The following is a 16,563-nucleotide window of genomic DNA, read 5'->3' on the forward strand; positions in this document are numbered from 1 at the left end:
CCTTGTCGCATTGTGATGAGGATTAATGTCGGCTCAGTGATTGCAGCAGTGATTGCCTGCTGATCGTGCCATTCAAGGTGCCATCGGCATTGAGTACGGGCAGTGGATAGGGCAACGACGCGGAGAGGTCCAGCAACTCATGAAGCGGAGTATCAAAGGCGATGGTCTCGACATCACTGGGCAACAGCGTGAGTGACTTGCCACTTCCGTCGGGGCGACTATTGTCGATGATTCCCATGAATTGCTGCTGATCATCCATCATGTAGGCATAGGGAATGGGAGGCGTTGTCTGCGTGGGAGACTGCGTAGGCGCCTGCTGAGGGTGAACCACGATATCAGCATCCAGGTGCGCGACATCACCGGCTCTCAACACCTTGGAGGGGTCCACGCTCTTGAAGAAGGATTCCACATAGGGAGTCGCGGGATTGTTGAGAATTTCCTGTGGCGTTCCAATCTGGACGACACAGCCACCCTCCATGATGGCGATACGGTCGCCGATGCGGATGGCCTCATCCAGGTCATGTGAGATGAAGATGATGGTGCGCTGCTGCTCCTTCTGAAGACGCAGCAACTCATCCTGCATTTCCGTCCGAATCAAGGGATCAAGCGCCGAGAAGGCCTCATCCATCAGCAATATGGTAGGGTCATTGGTCAGCGCCCTGGCCAACCCGACACGCTGCTGCATGCCCCCGGACAGCTGGTGCGGATAGCTGTATTCATGCCCCGCCAGCCCCACCTGGGATAGCGCCTCACGTGCCCGCGCACAGCGCTCCTCTTCGATGACTCCCGATACCTCCAGTCCGAAGGCGGCGTTGTCCAGCACTGTCATGTGCGGCATCAGGGCAAAGGACTGGAACACCATGCTCATGTCCTTGCGACGCACATCCAGCAGCCCCTTGTCCGTCAGACCGGTGATTTCTTTCCCCTTGAGGAAGATGCTGCCGGACGTCGGTTCTATCAGGCGATTGAAGAGGCGCACCATTGTCGACTTGCCAGACCCTGACAGCCCCATGATGACAAAGATCTCGCCCCGCTTGACCGAGAAGGTGGCATCGAAGACACCGATGACCTGTCCCGTCTCCTGAAAGACATCCTCCTTGGTCTTGCCCTCTTCCAGCATTTTGATGGCAGCATCAGGCTGCTGACCGAAGACTTTATAGACATTCTTTACGGAGAGTATTTCGTCGTCAGCATTCATTACCCACCTCTTATTGTAATTAATGATGGCTAACCCCTTCGCAGGTAATCGTGAAGGTGTCATGACATAACATTCACGTTATCCCTCACCTCCACTAGCGTCCAACAACATTTAGGCGCGGGAATCGATGACCCATGGTTATCATTGCGCCAAGCAGTAAGAAGCCCATTGGAAACAGAAAAGTGCCCTGAAAAAAGAAAAGCCTCTCCCGGAAAATGCGGAGAGGCTACGATGGATTACTGGCAATATTGAGGTAACGCAACAGAGAGACAATGTTCCAAGAAGACGATGCAATCGGCGTCGATGACGTCAGCCATCCACGCCCATACATGCGCTCCCCAATATGACGGTCAATATCTCACGACGGGGTCATGACTCGCCCTTGAGCCGGCGCTGCATCGTTTCGCAATACCAATCGTCAAACTGACACACGCCATTCTCGGCCAGATCCGAATAAGGGCCAGGTTCATAGGCAGGAGATGAAACACCGGCCTGGGTTCCTTCCACCAGCTGGCGATCCTGATCATTGGTGGCCAGCCAGACTCGCGTCAGATGCTCAAGGTCATAGTCGATACCCTCCTGTGCCTCCTTGGGCACCAGCCACTTGGTCGTGACCAAGGTTTCCTGGGGGCCCAACGGGAGTATCCGGAAGCTGAGTGCATGGTCCCCCAGGAAATGATTCCAGGTATTGGGGTAATGGAAATAAAGCAGCGCGCCAATATTGTCCACACCGCTTTCATCAAGGCGTGAAGACAAGGCTGGCTTGCCGTCCATGGTATAGCTGGAGGCATTGGCAGACAGTGGAATCCGTGTCATGCGGAACTGTCCGGCGGCATCCATCGCCATACGACTTGGCAAGCCAGCCGATTCACATTTATCCCAGAATGCCTCCAGTTGCGGATCTTCAGTACCACTGACGCCGGCCACCGAGAGGTTCTCCACAAACGAATTCAACAGCTCCGGGTGTGATCCATCACAGTGGTAGCACTCACGATTGTTCTCGAACACCAGCTTCCAGTTGCCCTTCTCGATCAGATTGGACTCATGCGCTACCCGGCACTCAGTCAGATGATGCGGCGCCACGAAAGGTGTCATGGCGTCACGGAAGGGAGCAAAATCGGGAGCACTCTCAGCGACACAGACAAAGATATAGCTCTCCACCGTCTCGCAATGTGCCGGCAACAGCCCATGATCGCGGGTATCGAAGTCCGGCCCCATATTGCCGGCGAACAATAACTTCCCATCGAGATCGAACGTCCATTTGTGATACGGGCACACCAGCTTGGCTGCCTTGCCGCTGTCTTGATGGCAGACCTTGGAGCCACGGTGACGGCAAGCGTTGTGGAAAGCGCGTAGCTCGCCATCCGCCCCTCTTACCACCACGATCGGATAATCCCCTACCTGCAGCGTCAGATATTGGCCGGCCTTTTCCAGCTCAAAGGAGTGGCCTGCAAAGATCCACTCCTTGTGCCAGAGATGAGCAAGATCATCCCGGTAGACATCAGCGTCACTATAGAGCTCACTCGGGAGTGCATGGCGCGCTTTACGTTGCTGGACGAAGTCGAGTGTCTGAGCCTTGTGAGTCACCGGTTGTCTCCTGCTAGTGTCTTGTTATTGGTCGTGCCTTGTGGGGCGCCTGGCATGGTGCCACACGGCTGCCAGCTTTCGATTGTCGCCGGCAGTCTCACTCGGGTAATCTGACAGAACCGGCAGAACCGGTTCAATTCCCCTTTCGAACTCGAGTCTAGGCGCGCAAGTCCCTATGCGATATTGACTTTTTCTCTGGACAACTGATGACCTCCCGTTATGACAAAGCACACCGACCCTGATCAGATGCTACTCAAGATGCCCTCCCTGCGGGCGGTGAGATCGTTCGTGGCGGCAGCGCGCTATCAGAATTTCACGCGCGCGGCAGAAGCGCTATGTGTGACGCAGGCGGCCATCAGTCGGCAGATACGGGAACTCGAGAGTTATCTGGGGACACCGCTCTTCAGGCGGGTTGGCCGATCGGTGGAACTGACGAATTCAGGCTCCATCTTCTTTGACGCAGCCCAGCTGTCCTTCATCAATATTGCGCAGGCAGCAGAACGTATCCGCAAGGATCCAGCCGCCAACCGCAGCACGCTGACACTGTGCTGCTCGCCGGCATTCTCGGCACTGTGGTTATCGCATCGCTTACCGGATTTCTTCAATCAGCATCCGGATATCGAACTCAACCTGGTCATGACGCAGAACTTCCTCAGTATGGAGCCAGGCGTCTATCCCGATATCTTCATTACCAAGTTGTCGAAAATAAGAGAGGGTTATCTCTCCACCCCCTTGTTTCATGATGTGATTTATCCCGTATGTACGCCGAGCTATCTTGCGGCCCATCCTGAGATTCAATCGCTACACGGGTTACGCGATGGAAAACTGCTGAACCTGAGCCCTTATGGGCGCTCTCAGGTCGCTGAGCATGTCGATTGGAGTGTCTGGTTATCCATTCACAATATCGATATTGAAGATCGCGCCATTGATAGCCAGCAGTATTTCAATTCCAACGACTACAACATGCTGGTGCAAATGGTGCTGGACGATCAAGGTATCGCATTGGGCTGGCATCACCTTGTCGGACCACTGGTTGAAAAGGGGCGATTGGTCAAACCCGTTGCGCAGGATGTCGTGCTTGAAGAGACTCGCCACTACCTCGCCTATCGTGAAGACAAGCGCGACGATGAAGCACTCAACCTCTTTCTCGAATGGTTCTATCGCGAAAGTGACACACATGCTCTCCAAGCCGTCAGGGATGTTGGCTCTTGAACCATGAACTAGCTCGCAACAATTACTCGCTATCCCCGATTTTTGAGAGAAAGCGGGCTCATGAGAATCCTGCCTCATTCAGCCATTGCGTCAGGCATTCGCTGAGATATCGCCGCAGTTCAACAATGGCAGGGCTCTGCATGCGTCGCTGGGGCACCAGGAAATGCAAAGGAGCATTTTCACCTTCCAGATGTGGCATGACCCTGATCAGGCGACCACTCGCAAGATCTTCGGCGGTGTCCAACCGCGAACGATAGATGATCCCTCTTCCCGCCAAAGCCCAGTGACGGGCGACCTCGCCATCATTGGCAATTCGCCGCCCGGTAATGCGCACTTCCCTGGGCTTGTCGTTTTCGTAGAGCCGCCAACGATCATGGACCCGCTCCCCCACCATGTAGGGAATGCAATCATGCTCGTGAAGCGCTTCCAGGTGATCGGGAGTTCCATGGCGCGACAGATAATCTGGGGCGGCACATAGTACGCGAGGATTGGATTTCACCAATGGCATGGCGATCAAGGAAGAGTTTTCCAATTCACCATAACGGATGACGGCATCGACATTCTCACGGTGAAGGTCTGTGCGCGCATCACTGAATAGAAGCCGCAGATTCAGTGCGGTGTGGCGCTCCATGAAGGTATCCAGCCAAGGGAGCAACCGATTACGGCCAAGATCCTCGGGTAGCGAGATCATCAGCGTTCCCTCCAACTTTCTCTCGCGATCCTGGATGAGGTGTACGCCCTCCTCTATCAGCGCAAGCGCTTGCTGACAGCGTTCATGAAAGACTGCGCCATTGCTCGTCAGGCGTAGATTACGCGTCGAGCGTACCAACAGAGGTGTCCCAACCTCTTTTTCAAGTCGCTGGAGCGCAGCACTGATAGCGGCAGGTGTGAGATGCAATTGCCGTGCAGCCTGACTCATGCTTCCCAGGCGCACGGTAACGACGAATATTCGAATGTCATGCATTGGTTTCATGAAGAGAGTCTTTCTTACAATTTTTTTGAAAGTGCATACGCAATGCTAGGCATTCAAGCCAGTTCTGCCGGCAGCTAGACTACTGTGACTCCCCGTTGTTTCATCGGCAACGGCCACCCTGAACTTCCTGACGTGGGCTTCTCATGAATGCATCCCTCTCTCTTTCTCGCATGATACGCCGTACATTGCTGGGCACTAGCCTGGTCATCGCGACGACTGGCCTGACGACTCATGCCATGGCTGCAACCCAGGACCTCGCCAAATCACAAGGAGCCGACCACCAGTACGTCAAGGTGGCCCCATACAAAGGGGAGATTCGCAATGTGGCCACGCTTGATATCCGCCCGGGCAATGTCACCGTAACCCCAGAAGGCCGGATATTCTCAAGCATTCACTCAATGGACGGTGATCACGATGTCCAGCTGATCGAGATCACGGGGCAAAACAGCTATCGTGCCTGGCCCTCCGTGGCTCTGCAGACGCATGGCGGCCAGTATGGAGATGACACCATTGATGCGCCTCTCGGCACGATTCACGATGGTAAAGGTGGTCTGTGGGTCATCGATATGGGGGACCACATCGGCAAGACGCGCCTGTGGGGATTTGATATCGACACCGGGAATGTCATCGCCAAGATCACACTGCCCAGTGATATTGCCCCCGCCGGAAGCTTCGTTCAGGACTTGGCGGTGGACCGTGAACGAGGTGTCGCTTACCTGGCCGACCTTGCAAAGCCCGGGATCCTGACGGTACATATCGATAGTGGCAAGGTCACACGCTTCAGCGACCACCCCTCGCTTGACGCTGAGCCGGATGCCGTGATGCGTATTGACGGCAAGAATATCCAATTCAATGGCCAACCTGCGAGTGTCGGCATCAACCCGATCACGTTATCCGCCGATCAAGAGACCGTTTATTTTGGTGCCATGAACGGGCTGCACTGGTACTCCGTTCCTGCCATGCTGTTAAGAGACGGCGCGGAGCACGACGAGATCGCTGCTGCCATCGAAGTCGTCGGCCCCAAACCTGTTTCAGATGGTGCGGATACTGGCCCCGGTGGTAACCACTACTTCACCAACTCCAACGAACACGGCATTGATGTACTGGACTCCAAGGGCAACCTCACCCCGCTGGTGAGAGATGAACGTCTGGATTGGCCGGATAGCGTGCGCTTGGCGTCAGATGGATGGTTGTATATCTCGGTCAATCAACTGGACAAGACACCTCCCTTCACCGGGGGAGCTGATGAGGGAAATGCTCCCTATCACATCATGAAAGTCTGGGCCGGCGAACAGCCCTAATCGTCTAACAATCAGACTCTCACTCCCCACACATGATGCCCCGCTCGAAACATCGAGCGGGGCATCATTGCTTCATCAGGTAGATCGTTGCTTGAGAACTGTCACCGCTATCGATGGACTTATCGAAAGGGTATCTTCACAGACCTCCAGACACGACGCCCCGCCCACGCTGAGAGATCAGCATGAGCGGGGCGTCGACTATAGCCTTACAGCAAATCTCGGCGCGCTTCAGCCAGCCAGAGAGCCGAGCGTCTTCTCCATCGTTGCGACCACGTCACGGCACAGCGCATCATCGAGTGCGTCGGCGTGCGGCGGTGCGAATCGCTGGGCGTCGTTGTCGAAGTACTGACCATTGGCGCCGGCGAATTCCTCATCCAGTGCCGCACGCACCAGAATATCGGCACCGATACCCAGGTCCTTGCCCGGTACGCCGAAGCCTTCCTTGACCATCTTGCTGGCCAGCAGAGAGCCCGGGTTGACCGCGATCAGGATCGGCCCCTGGCCTTCCCAGTCCCGGGCAAGCGTGCGAGTCCACATGGTGATCGCGAGCTTGCTCTGGGCATAGGCCGCGTAGTGGTCGTTGAACGCGACCTCTCCGGTCAGCGCCTTCAGGTCCACGGAGGATTGAGCCGCCGAGGACAGGTTGACGACCCGCCCGGCCGGACGCATTGCCGAAGCCAGTTTCTGGGTGAGCAGATAGGGGGCAAGGGTATTGACCACGAAGCGCAGGTCGAGACCGTCAGCCGTCACGACGCTGGGGGCCTGGAAGACGCCGGCATTGTTGATCAACACATCCAGACTGGCGTTGGCCGCCAGCACGTCGCTTGCCAGTGAATCGATGGCGGCCAGGTCGGACAGGTCGGCCACGAACCCGGCGACACGCTCAGCCCCTGCCAGCGTTGCAAGTTCGGCGACGACGCCATTGACCTTCTGCTCGCTGCGCCCGTGGATCAGCACGCGATGGCCGCGCTCCAGCAGGGCCTTGGCCGTGACCAGGCCGATGCCATCGGTAGAACCGGTGATAAGGATGGTTTTCATGCGCTCTCTCCTTGAAATGTCACACGACGCTTGAGACGCGAACGACAGGGTGTGCCGTAAGGCCACACCCTGTCGTTCATCTGTGCCAGCGCAGTGTCAGGATGATCCTGCCAATGGGGCTTTCGGTCTCGGTATCAGACCTCGACGATGACCTTGCCGGTGGCCTGGCCGCTACCCAGACGGGCATGCGCCTGGCCCACTTCCGCAAGCGGGAAGACCTTGCCGTCGATGATCGGCTTGAGTGCACCCGCATCGGCGATACGCGCCATGTCGGCCAGAATCTCGTGGTGCTCCTGACGACGGAAGTCATGCAGCATCGGGATCAGCATGAAGACGACATGCAGTGACAGACCCTTGAAGTGCGCGGTGGTCAGGTCGATTTCCATGAAGGACACGGTCGTCGAGACATGGCCGTTGAGTGCCGCAGCCTCGAAGGAGGTCGGCAGGTTGGCGCCACCGACGGAGTCGAACACGATGTCGAAGCCCTTGCCGTCGGTGTGCTTGGCCACATAGTCGGCGACCTGCTCATTGCGGTAATTGATGGCACTGGCACCCAGCCCTTCGACCAGCGTCTCGTGATCATCACGACCGACGGTAGAGGCGACGTCGGCGCCGAAGTGACGGGCCAACTGGATGGCGATATGGCCCACACCGCCCGCACCACCGTGAACCAGCACCTTCTGACCGGCCTCGATGTTGGCGCGCTTGAGTCCTTCGTAGGCCGTGATGCCGACCAGTGGCAGCGCCGCGGCTTCCACCATGCTCAGGGACTTCGGCTTGTGGGCGATCAGGCGGACATCGGCGGCGATATACTCGGCCAGCGTGCCCGGCAGGTCCGCCAGGCCACCAGCACAGCCATAGACTTCATCCCCGATGGCGTAGCCTTCGACGCCCTCGCCCACGGCTTCGACAGTACCGGCGAAGTCCATGCCCAGCAGCGCCGGCAGCACCGGAGACAGCGGCAGCTCAGGGCCCATCTGGCGAATCATGGTGTCGACGGTGTTGATGCTGGTGGCGGCGATGCGCACCAGTACCTGACCTGCCGCTGCTTGGGGCTTGGCGATTTCCGCCGCTTCGAACACCTCGGGACCACCGAATGATTTGACGAGCATCGCTTTCATGAGTCTGTCTCCTGCGTGGATGTGGAGCCAGAATAATTGTCATAAGCCTGAATGATAAACGGCGATAAACTACAATCAGTTTATTGGTTTTATTGAAAGTATTGGGCGTATTGAGCTTGTTGGATGAATTGGGCGTAGTGGACGTCACGAACGTTGCGCCAAGCCGTTGCTGGCGCGCCTCTCGCCATCGTGAGCCACGCGAGTCGACGCAAATGAGGACACCTGCATGAATCTTGAGCACCTGAAGCTGTTCGTCCGTCTCGCCGCCGTGAACAGCATCAGCCAGGCCGGCGAGGACCTGGGACTGTCACCCGCCGTCGCCAGTTCTCACCTGCGCAAGCTCGAGGACAGCCTGGGGGTACGCCTGCTGCATCGCACCACGCGTCATGTAGCGCTGAGCGAAGAAGGTCGCGCCTTTCTCCCCCACGCAGAGGAGGTGCTGATCAGCGCCGAGGCCGCGCGGGCTGCCGTCGGCGTCGGCACGACCTCCCCCAGCGGCACCTTGCGCATCACCGCTTCCGCCTCCTTCGGGCGTATGCACCTGGTGCCGGGTCTGGCCGGCTTTCTCGAACGCTACCCTGATCTGGAGCTGGACCTGCGCCTGACCGACACCATCGTCGATCTGGTCGAGGGCGGCTTTGACATCGCCATCCGCAACTCCGCCCTCAAGGATTCCAGTCTGATCGCGCGGCGCCTGGCACCGGACAAGCGCATTCTGTGCGCCTCGCCGGACTATCTCGCGCGCCATGGCACACCGACGCATCCCTCGAGGCTGCACGAACACGAATGCCTGACCCTGATCGGCATGGACCAGTGGTGCTTTCAATGCGAGAACGGCGTCGAACCGATTCGCGTCAAGGGGCGTATCCGCACCGACAATGGCGAAGCCGTGCGTGACGCCTGCGCCGCAGGTCTGGGCATCACCCTGTCCTCGACATGGAGCATTTACCGCCACCTGGCCGAAGGCAGCCTGGTAGAGGTGCTACCCGAGACGCCCTTGATCAGCGAGACGGGCATCTGGGCGGTCTATCCGAGCAACCGCCAGCTGGCCCCCAAGGTGCGCGCCTTCCTGGACTACTTCTCCGAATACTTCGGCAGCCCGCCCTATTGGGATGTCCAACAGGACTGAGATGTCGGAAAGCCCGTCATCCCGCCGCCAGCACCCAGCGCTGAAGCATCGGCTTGTAGTGAGCGAAGTCCGGCGTCTGCATGCCGGCCACCTTGGCGGCATCATCCAGGCGCCGCACCTTGAGAATGGCCGCAAGCTGGGGCAGCTGGGCAAAGGCCGCGGCCTCAGGCGGCTCCATCGCCCCGCCCTGCAGGGCCAGGCTGTCCAGCGAGGCCTGTGACAGACAGGCGCGATAGCTCGGCTCCACCGCGACCAGATAACGCTTGGCTGCCACATGCTGGCGTACCGGCTCGACGATCTCGGCCGGGAAGAAGCGCGCCAACCAGTCGGCACCGCTGACCTGATGACGATTGTCCTGGCCGTTCATCAAGACCTCCGGCGGCAGCGCATTGGCGTAATGCCCCACGTCATGCAGCAAGGCGGCCAGAATCACCGACTCGGATTCTCCCTGCTGCTCGGCCAGATGCGCCGCCTGCAGCATGTGCTCGGCCATGGTCACCTCCTCACCCAGATAGGAGTCCGCACCGTGCAGGGCGAAGATGTCCTCGATCAGGCCGACGATCCCCTCGGCGTTGGCAGGCTGCGTGATCATCGGGCGTTCTCCAGCAGGTTGAGAGTGGAATACAGGCTGTCGAGATCGGCGTAGGCGCCCTGCAGATGACGATTGCCGCCGGCCACGAAGGCGGTACGGGCATGCATCACGCGACTGTTGTCGAACAGCAGGCAGTCCCCCGGGGCAAGGCGCAGGTGCGTGGCCTGCTCCGGCTGACCGATCACGCGCGCCCAGTCGTGATAGGCACGATAGAAGGCGCGTTGCGCCTCGAGCGGCAGCGGCAGCGAGGCGATGGAGCGGTTGTTGTAACGCACCTGGCGGATGTTGCCCTTGTGGTCGGTCTCGATGAACGGCACCCAGCTTCTGAGATCGGCATGGCCCGCGTCATGAAAGCGGAACGGTACCCGCGTGCGCGTCAGCAGCGCGAAACTCTCGGGCGCCAGTTCGCGCAGGCGCTCGGCGGCGGCGAAGCCATCCACCAGCAAGGTCTGGCCGCCTTCCACCTCGTTGCTCAGGCAATGCAGCAGCTGAATGCTCGGTGCCGGATCACGATAGGGATTGTCGGTATGCGCCCCGAGCCCGAGATTGCTGAAGGCGAGATTGCTCGGCGAGACCTCGGTGCGGACATCGAACAGCTTGCCGTAATTGGTTTCGCGCACATACCCGAACTGCTCGATTACCTCGAGCACCTTGCCCGGCTCGACGGGCACGCCACGCAGGCACACCACCCCGGTGTCACGGACCCAGGCCAGCGCCTTGCGACGTGCCTCTCCCCCGGCGATGACATCGGCCCACTCGACCCGGGCGACCGAGAACTCGCTGCCCTGCCACAGCGTCTTGTGCGCACTGCTGCGTTCATCGGGGAAGCCGGTGCTCAAGGCGGCCAGCTCATCGACGCCGTAGCGAATCTCGCGTGCATTGCTCAGTGTCACTCGCAGGACGTCGCCCTCCTCAAGCGCCGCCTCGCTAATGGCGGCGTCCCAGTCGAGGTCGAGCACACTGTCCAGACGCTGGCCATTGGCATGGCGACGGGCGGGGTCGTGGTCTTGCAGCCACAGCACATGCTGGGCAAGGGTCTGGCCATCATCCAGAGTCAGGTGAAGCTGTTCGGCGTCAAACGCGAGGCGAGGCATGCAGAGTCTTCCTGTCTGTCGAGTGCGATCACAAGCCGCAAGGCACGGCATGACGAACGGGTGTGGCAAAGGCTCATGTCAAACGAGCGCTCCGCCAGTGGATGCCCGCCATGCTAGTGAACGCAGACCCGTGACCATAGCGAGACTTTCTGGCGGCGAGCCTTAGTTTTTATGCGCGCAGACTGTCACGTCATCGTCATGCACGGCTGCAAGAATGAGCGCCCGGCCGCGTGCCGCGGCAGGATCTGCAGTCATGGCTTCAGCACCAGCCGCCGATGCGGCGACTGGCTCAGTCAAGCTGGAGTTCTGCATGTCGCGTCCTGCCTATCACCCTTCCCAGCGCCTCGCTCAGCGCCTGCCCCCCTTCAATGCCCTGACCGCCTTCGAGGCCACCGCCCGCCTCGGCAGCCTGACCCGCGCCGCCGCCGAACTGTGCATTACCCAGGGCGCCGTCAGTCAGCGCGTCAAGCAGCTGGAAGACTTTCTTGAAGTCAGCCTGTTCGTGCGCCGCGGCAATCGCATCGAGCTGACCGATGAGGCGCATGCCTATCTGCCGCTGGTCAGTGGCGTGTTCGAGACCCTCAAGCGCGGTACCGCCACCCTCTTCCAGCACGATGAGCAACAGAGCCTGACGCTGCGCTCCAATCACAGCTTCGTCGAATACTGGCTGATCCCCAGGCTCAAGGACTTCCAGCGCCTGCATCCGAACATCCAGGTCACGGTGCTGCCGCACAATCAGGTACTCCCGGACGAGCAGCCCGATGTCGATATCGAGATCATCAATGGCTACGGCGGCTGGTGCGGGCGCGAGTACGAGAAACTGGCCGATGAGCAGTGGGTCGTCGTGGCAAGCCCCACCTTCCTGCACTCCTCCCTCGCCCCCAACGCCTCACCCGCGAGTCCACTCGACGATCTGGCCCGTGCGCCCAGAATCGAGTGCATCGGCTACCGCGAAAGCTGGCTGGACTGGTTCCGCCTGCAGAAGTTTCGTGGCCACATCCCGCCGGCCGGTCTCAAGTTCGGCAATGCCAGTCTGGCGATTGCCGCGGCACTCGAGGGGCACGGCTTCCTGCTCGTCCGCCAGTCCTTCGTGATGGACCTGATCAAGAACGGACGCCTGCAACTGGCGCACGCCTTGCGCATGCCCAGCACCAGCAGTCAGTACCTGCTGGTGTCTCCAGAACGCCGCCATGCCCCGGCGGTCAACGATTTCTGTGCTTGGTTGCGCAGCACCATGCACACCTCTCAGGCCAATCCTGTCACCAGCGAGTTGCCCTCTCAGCCCCGCTAGCACGGGCAGCAAGACGCGAGCCTCAGAATTTCTAAGGCACAGTCGCAGTTTTTGTTGCGGCCAACGGCTGGCATCTGTCACGGAAACGTCATCATCTGCACCAAAGATGACGCCTCAAGACGACAGCGTTGACGCAGTTCGACCGTCCCGGCGGGCTGCGCCACGAGCCAACCAACGGCCTGCCTGTCGGCCTGACCCGGTTTTGCGGAACCTGCTTGCTGTCACTGATGACCGTACCTGACGACCGCCCCTGACCACTGTCCCTGACTACCGTCCCTGACCGTCGCCCTTGCCTGGAGCCTGACATGAAGAAGCCCTTGATCGCTGCCATCGGCCTTGCCGCGCTTGCCCAACTTGCCGTCCCCCAGCTGGCCCATGCCGAGACACTGCGCACCCCGCATTGGGTCGAGTTCAGTGGCAAGGAGTCGCTGGACCCCATCTCCCCGACGCGCTTCTACTCGGCCAACCAGCTGATCTACAGCCGCCTGGTCCGTCAGGGCAGCAAGGGCGAGCCGGTGTCGGACCTGGCCTCCGCGTGGCAGGCCAACCCCGCTGCCGATGAGTGGACCTTCACGCTGCGTGACGGGGTCAGTTTCCACAATGGCAAGGCGCTGAGCGCGGATGACGTCATCTACAGTTTCACGCGTCTGCTCGACCCCGAGCGCGATGCTCCGGCACGTGCCGCGCTGTCGGTCATCGAGGACGTCAGCGTCAATGAGGCCGGCCAGATCGTGTTCCGTCTCAGCCAGTCCCATGCTGACCTGCCGATCCTGCTGATGGATTACCGTGCGAAGATCGTGCCGGTCGGCTTTGATGACGACACTTCACTGCAGGGCATCGGCACCGGCCCCTTCAAGCTGGTCGAATTCGATCCGCAGGGCACCACCACCTTCGAAGCCTTCGCTGACTACTGGGAAGGCGCACCGAAGCTGGATGGCATGGACCTGATCGGCATTCCCGATGACAACGCCCGCACCCAGGCATTGCTGGCCGGCCAGATTGACTGGTCGGGCTGGAATGGCGTCAACGCCCAGCAGCTGCGCCTGTTCTCCAGCAACCCGGCCTACCACTACGACTCCATCGCCACCGGCGACTGGCGTGGCATGGTGTTCCGCGCCGACGACGAGGTCTTCCAGGATGTGCGCGTGCGCCGTGCGCTGCGTCTGGTGGCCGACCGTGAAGAGATGGTCAACCTGCTGTTCGGCAAGGGCGGCGCCACCATTACCTGTGACAACCCGGTCTGGAATGGCGATCAGTACAAGCTGGCACAGCAATGCCCGCAGGACCTCGACACCGCCCGCAGCCTGTTGAGCGACGCGGGGTATGCCGATGGGCTGGAGATCGACGTCTACACCAGCGGCGTCGACAACTACTTCCGCCCGATGGCGGAGCTCTACCAGCGTCAGGCAGCCGAGGCCGGCATCACCGTCAACGTGCACAACGTGCCCGCGGCGGATTACTGGAACACCGCCTGGATGAAGAAGCCGGCCTTCACCACAGCCTGGGGCCAGCGCCCGACCGATCAGGTGCTCAACGAGATCTTCCAGAGCGAGGCCAACTGGAACGAGTCGGCCTACCAGAATCTCGAATTCGATGCCCTGCTCGCCAAGGCGCGCGCCACCCTGGATGACGAAGCGCGCACCGAGCTCTATCACCAGGCCCAGGCGCTGCTGACCGAGACCGGCGCGACGCTGATTCCCTTCCACCTCAACAACAACCGCGTCATGAAGCGTGAGGTGCATATCCCGGCAGTCGAACACTTCGCGATTCGCTGGCACCAGGTCGACAAGCAGGGAGAGAGCTGATGTCCCGCCCTGGCTTGATCCTGATTCTGATGGACGGCATCAGCAGTCAGCGCTTCGCCGAGACGCGGGCGCGTCTGCCGCATCTCGACGCCCTGGCCAGAGACGGCCTGCTGATCGAGCGCCTGGGTGCCGATACCAATGCCAATTCGATGCCCGCGCGAGCGGGTGTCCTGACCGGGCAACCGGCTCAGGTGCACGGCATCTACTCAAACGGTATCTATTCCAACGGCATCCATTGCCCCGGTTCTGAGGTGGAGTTTGCGTCTGTTACAGGGGCTGAGACCGATAGCGACCGTCACGCCACAGGCGCCAGCGCCAATGCAGGGCATTTTCGTCCAGCAAGGGTCGAGGACCTGCGTGGCGAGACCCTGCTCGAGGCCGCGCGCGCGGCAGGACTGCGGGTGGCCAGCCTCGGCTTCGGGCTGGCCCGCCCCGAGAGCTGCGACTGGTATCTGTCGCCCTGGTGGGAGGAAGGTGACCTGCGCGCCAAGGGCATGACCGCGCCGCGCCTGAATCACTGGGATGCCCGCAATGACGCCCTGATGCGCGCGATGAGCAATGACCAGCAACTGCTCAACGAGGCGCTGTCGCTGATCGAGCGCGAAACGCCTGAGCTGGTGCTGCTCGAACTCAACACCCCCGATTACTGCCTGCATGTGCATGGCAATGATGATGCCCTGGTCGATGGTGCCCTGATGATGGTCGATGCCCAGCTCGGCAGCCTGCTGGCCGGCCTTGAAGCCATCAACAAGCGCGAGACCTACCACCTGTGTGTCTTCAGTGATCATGGTCATGCCCCGGTACAGCGGGCGCTGGTGGCAGACCGCCTTCTACCGGATGTCGCGCTGCAATGTGATGGTGGCCTGCTGCTGGTGGCCTGTGACGATGACGAACGCCAACGCGAGCAGGCCGCGCACCTGGCCGAGTTCGGCGTCACGCCGCTCGAGTCGGCCGACTTCCTGCCCCCGGACGTGAGGCATATCCAGCTCTATCAGGCACCGCCGGGCATGAGCTTCGAACCCGCCTGCAAGCATGCCCATCACACGGAGCTGGTGGCGGCGCCCGGCTATGTCTCCACGCACGGTTTCGGCCCCGGCGCCACGTCGGACCAGCGCTTCGCCGTTCTGCACGGCCCGTCAATCACTGCGGGCGAGCGCCTTGAGCTCGAGTCACTGGCCCTCCACCCGCGCCTGCGTCAGGTGCTGGACCTGCCGCCCCTCGATGAGGCTTCGACGCCACAGCGGGCACGCGATCTTCAAGAGGTGAACTGAGATGTGGGCAATGCTGTTACAGCGCTGCCTGTATGGCGGCTTCACGCTGGTCTTCGTGGCCTGCGTGGTGTTCTGGGTGATCGAGATGCTGCCGGGCGACTTCTGCGTCAACTATCTGGGACGCAGCATGACCCCGATCAATCTCGCCCAATGTCGCGCCGAGCTTGGCCTGGACACGCCGGTGACGACACGCTTCGTCAGCTGGTGGGGGCAGTTGCTGAGTGGTGATTTCGGCACCTCGCTGACCAGTCGTGCACCGGTCAGCGATACCCTGATGCCGCGCCTGGCCAACACCTTGCTGCTGGGCGGCATCGCGACCGTGATGGCCATCCCGCTGGCCATCCTGCTGGGGCTGATCGCGGCGCTCAAGCGCGACAGCTGGCTCGACTCCAGCCTCTCCAGCCTGGTGCTGATCGCCATGACGGTGCCGGAATTCATCAGCGCCACCCTGCTGACCCTGGCCTTCGCCATCTGGCTGCCGTGGTTCCCTGCCATCACCGTGGCCGGTGCCAATGAGAGCCTGTGGAACCTGCTGCCCGGTGTCTGGCTGCCCGCCATCACGCTGGCGCTGGTGGCCATGGCACACATGATGCGCATGACCCGCTCCAACACCATCAGCGTGATGGACAGCGACTTCATGAACATGGCGCGTATCCGCCAGCTGCCGCGCTGGCGTCTGGTGATCCGCCATCTGGCACCAGCCTCCCTGCTGCCGACCATCAGTCTGGCCGCCATGACCATCGCCTGGCTGCTGGGCGGCGTAGTGATCGTCGAACAGGTCTTCAACTATCCGGGGCTGGGGCGCCTGATGATCTCGGCCATCAATGACCGCGACATGCCGGTGGTGCAGGCCTGCGCACTAGTGCTCTCCGTCACCTATGTGCTGTGCAATCTGGTCGCCGACATGCTGGTCATCGTGCTCAATCCCAAACTCAAGACAGCCTGAGTCAC

Annotated in this window: 14 protein-coding genes; 7 read left to right on the forward strand and 7 right to left on the reverse strand. The window is 60.5% G+C overall.

Annotated features, from left to right (window positions below; all coding sequences use genetic code 11):
- Nucleotides 1-22: 22 nt before the first annotated feature.
- A complete protein-coding gene (locus QQF40_RS15875) occupies nucleotides 23-1,198 on the reverse strand; it encodes a quaternary amine ABC transporter ATP-binding protein (protein WP_285461903.1) in 1,176 nt (391 codons plus the stop codon).
- A gap of 369 nt (nucleotides 1,199-1,567) precedes the next feature.
- On the reverse strand, nucleotides 1,568-2,785 hold the full coding sequence (locus QQF40_RS15880) for an aromatic ring-hydroxylating oxygenase subunit alpha (protein WP_285461904.1): 1,218 nt from the start codon (nucleotides 2,783-2,785) through the stop codon (nucleotides 1,568-1,570).
- A 219-nt stretch (nucleotides 2,786-3,004) separates the two neighbouring features.
- Here QQF40_RS15880 and QQF40_RS15885 point away from each other — a divergent pair, with 219 nt between their 5' ends.
- Complete coding sequence (locus QQF40_RS15885; RefSeq protein ID WP_285461905.1) at nucleotides 3,005-3,997, forward strand: LysR substrate-binding domain-containing protein; 993 nt, start codon at nucleotides 3,005-3,007, stop codon at nucleotides 3,995-3,997.
- A gap of 58 nt (nucleotides 3,998-4,055) precedes the next feature.
- Here QQF40_RS15885 and QQF40_RS15890 read toward each other — a convergent pair whose 3' ends face one another.
- A complete protein-coding gene (locus tag QQF40_RS15890; RefSeq protein ID WP_285461906.1) occupies nucleotides 4,056-4,970 on the reverse strand; it encodes a LysR family transcriptional regulator in 915 nt (304 codons plus the stop codon).
- 143 nt (nucleotides 4,971-5,113) lie between these two features.
- Here QQF40_RS15890 and QQF40_RS15895 point away from each other — a divergent pair, with 143 nt between their 5' ends.
- Entirely contained in the window at nucleotides 5,114-6,271 is a 1,158-nt protein-coding gene (locus tag QQF40_RS15895; protein WP_285461907.1) for an L-dopachrome tautomerase-related protein, read from the forward strand.
- A 228-nt stretch (nucleotides 6,272-6,499) separates the two neighbouring features.
- Here QQF40_RS15895 and QQF40_RS15900 read toward each other — a convergent pair whose 3' ends face one another.
- Both QQF40_RS15900 and QQF40_RS15905 read right to left on the reverse strand, forming a co-directional pair.
- On the reverse strand, nucleotides 6,500-7,309 hold the full coding sequence (locus QQF40_RS15900; protein ID WP_285461908.1) for an SDR family NAD(P)-dependent oxidoreductase: 810 nt from the start codon (nucleotides 7,307-7,309) through the stop codon (nucleotides 6,500-6,502).
- Nucleotides 7,310-7,443: 134 nt separating this feature from the next.
- Nucleotides 7,444-8,430, reverse strand: a complete 987-nt coding sequence (locus tag QQF40_RS15905) for a zinc-dependent alcohol dehydrogenase family protein (protein WP_285461909.1) — start codon at nucleotides 8,428-8,430, stop codon at nucleotides 7,444-7,446.
- Between the two features lie 226 nt (nucleotides 8,431-8,656).
- Between QQF40_RS15905 and QQF40_RS15910 the strand changes: the two genes are divergently transcribed.
- On the forward strand, nucleotides 8,657-9,559 hold the full coding sequence (locus QQF40_RS15910; RefSeq protein WP_176676839.1) for a LysR family transcriptional regulator: 903 nt from the start codon (nucleotides 8,657-8,659) through the stop codon (nucleotides 9,557-9,559).
- Between the two features lie 16 nt (nucleotides 9,560-9,575).
- Here QQF40_RS15910 and QQF40_RS15915 read toward each other — a convergent pair whose 3' ends face one another.
- Together QQF40_RS15915 and QQF40_RS15920 are read right to left on the reverse strand one after the other, a co-directional pair.
- On the reverse strand, nucleotides 9,576-10,151 hold the full coding sequence (locus QQF40_RS15915; RefSeq protein ID WP_285461910.1) for an HD domain-containing protein: 576 nt from the start codon (nucleotides 10,149-10,151) through the stop codon (nucleotides 9,576-9,578).
- A complete protein-coding gene (locus QQF40_RS15920; protein ID WP_285461911.1) occupies nucleotides 10,148-11,245 on the reverse strand; it encodes a TauD/TfdA family dioxygenase in 1,098 nt (365 codons plus the stop codon). The genes QQF40_RS15915 and QQF40_RS15920 overlap by 4 nt, the downstream gene beginning before the upstream one ends.
- A 253-nt stretch (nucleotides 11,246-11,498) precedes the next feature.
- On the opposite strand from QQF40_RS15920, the gene QQF40_RS15925 reads away from it, so the two are divergent.
- The 4 genes from QQF40_RS15925 (at nucleotide 11,499) to QQF40_RS15940 (ending at nucleotide 16,558) form a co-directional block, all read left to right on the forward strand.
- Complete coding sequence (locus tag QQF40_RS15925) at nucleotides 11,499-12,536, forward strand: LysR substrate-binding domain-containing protein (protein WP_176676836.1); 1,038 nt, start codon at nucleotides 11,499-11,501, stop codon at nucleotides 12,534-12,536.
- A 305-nt stretch (nucleotides 12,537-12,841) separates the two neighbouring features.
- Nucleotides 12,842-14,341: an ABC transporter substrate-binding protein gene (locus QQF40_RS15930; RefSeq protein ID WP_285461912.1), complete on the forward strand. Its 1,500-nt coding sequence runs from the start codon at nucleotides 12,842-12,844 to the stop codon at nucleotides 14,339-14,341.
- Nucleotides 14,341-15,612, forward strand: a complete 1,272-nt coding sequence (locus tag QQF40_RS15935; protein ID WP_285461913.1) for an alkaline phosphatase family protein — start codon at nucleotides 14,341-14,343, stop codon at nucleotides 15,610-15,612. Before QQF40_RS15930 ends, QQF40_RS15935 begins: the two co-directional genes overlap by 1 nt.
- Before the next feature lie 10 nt (nucleotides 15,613-15,622).
- Nucleotides 15,623-16,558: an ABC transporter permease gene (locus tag QQF40_RS15940; protein WP_285461914.1), complete on the forward strand. Its 936-nt coding sequence runs from the start codon at nucleotides 15,623-15,625 to the stop codon at nucleotides 16,556-16,558.
- Nucleotides 16,559-16,563 lie beyond the last annotated feature (5 nt).

Source organism: Cobetia sp. LC6 (genome assembly GCF_030264805.1).
Taxonomy (GTDB): Bacteria; Pseudomonadota; Gammaproteobacteria; order Pseudomonadales; family Halomonadaceae; genus Cobetia.

Bases quoted from the DNA above. Each gene is read 5' to 3' on its own strand.
- QQF40_RS15885 (WP_285461905.1), top strand. From the start codon at position 3,005: ATGACAAAGCACACCGACCCTGATCAGATGCTACTCAAGATGCCCTCC.
- QQF40_RS15930 (WP_285461912.1), top strand. From the start codon at position 12,842: ATGAAGAAGCCCTTGATCGCTGCCATCGGCCTTGCCGCGCTTGCCCAA.
- QQF40_RS15905 (WP_285461909.1), bottom strand. From the start codon at position 8,430: ATGAAAGCGATGCTCGTCAAATCATTCGGTGGTCCCGAGGTGTTCGAA.
- QQF40_RS15935 (WP_285461913.1), top strand. From the start codon at position 14,341: ATGTCCCGCCCTGGCTTGATCCTGATTCTGATGGACGGCATCAGCAGT.
- QQF40_RS15875 (WP_285461903.1), bottom strand. From the start codon at position 1,198: ATGAATGCTGACGACGAAATACTCTCCGTAAAGAATGTCTATAAAGTC.
- QQF40_RS15910 (WP_176676839.1), top strand. From the start codon at position 8,657: ATGAATCTTGAGCACCTGAAGCTGTTCGTCCGTCTCGCCGCCGTGAAC.
- QQF40_RS15900 (WP_285461908.1), bottom strand. From the start codon at position 7,309: ATGAAAACCATCCTTATCACCGGTTCTACCGATGGCATCGGCCTGGTC.
- QQF40_RS15920 (WP_285461911.1), bottom strand. From the start codon at position 11,245: ATGCCTCGCCTCGCGTTTGACGCCGAACAGCTTCACCTGACTCTGGAT.
- QQF40_RS15925 (WP_176676836.1), top strand. From the start codon at position 11,499: ATGGCTTCAGCACCAGCCGCCGATGCGGCGACTGGCTCAGTCAAGCTG.
- QQF40_RS15940 (WP_285461914.1), top strand. From the start codon at position 15,623: ATGCTGTTACAGCGCTGCCTGTATGGCGGCTTCACGCTGGTCTTCGTG.
- QQF40_RS15890 (WP_285461906.1), bottom strand. From the start codon at position 4,970: ATGAAACCAATGCATGACATTCGAATATTCGTCGTTACCGTGCGCCTG.
- QQF40_RS15895 (WP_285461907.1), top strand. From the start codon at position 5,114: ATGAATGCATCCCTCTCTCTTTCTCGCATGATACGCCGTACATTGCTG.
- QQF40_RS15915 (WP_285461910.1), bottom strand. From the start codon at position 10,151: ATGATCACGCAGCCTGCCAACGCCGAGGGGATCGTCGGCCTGATCGAG.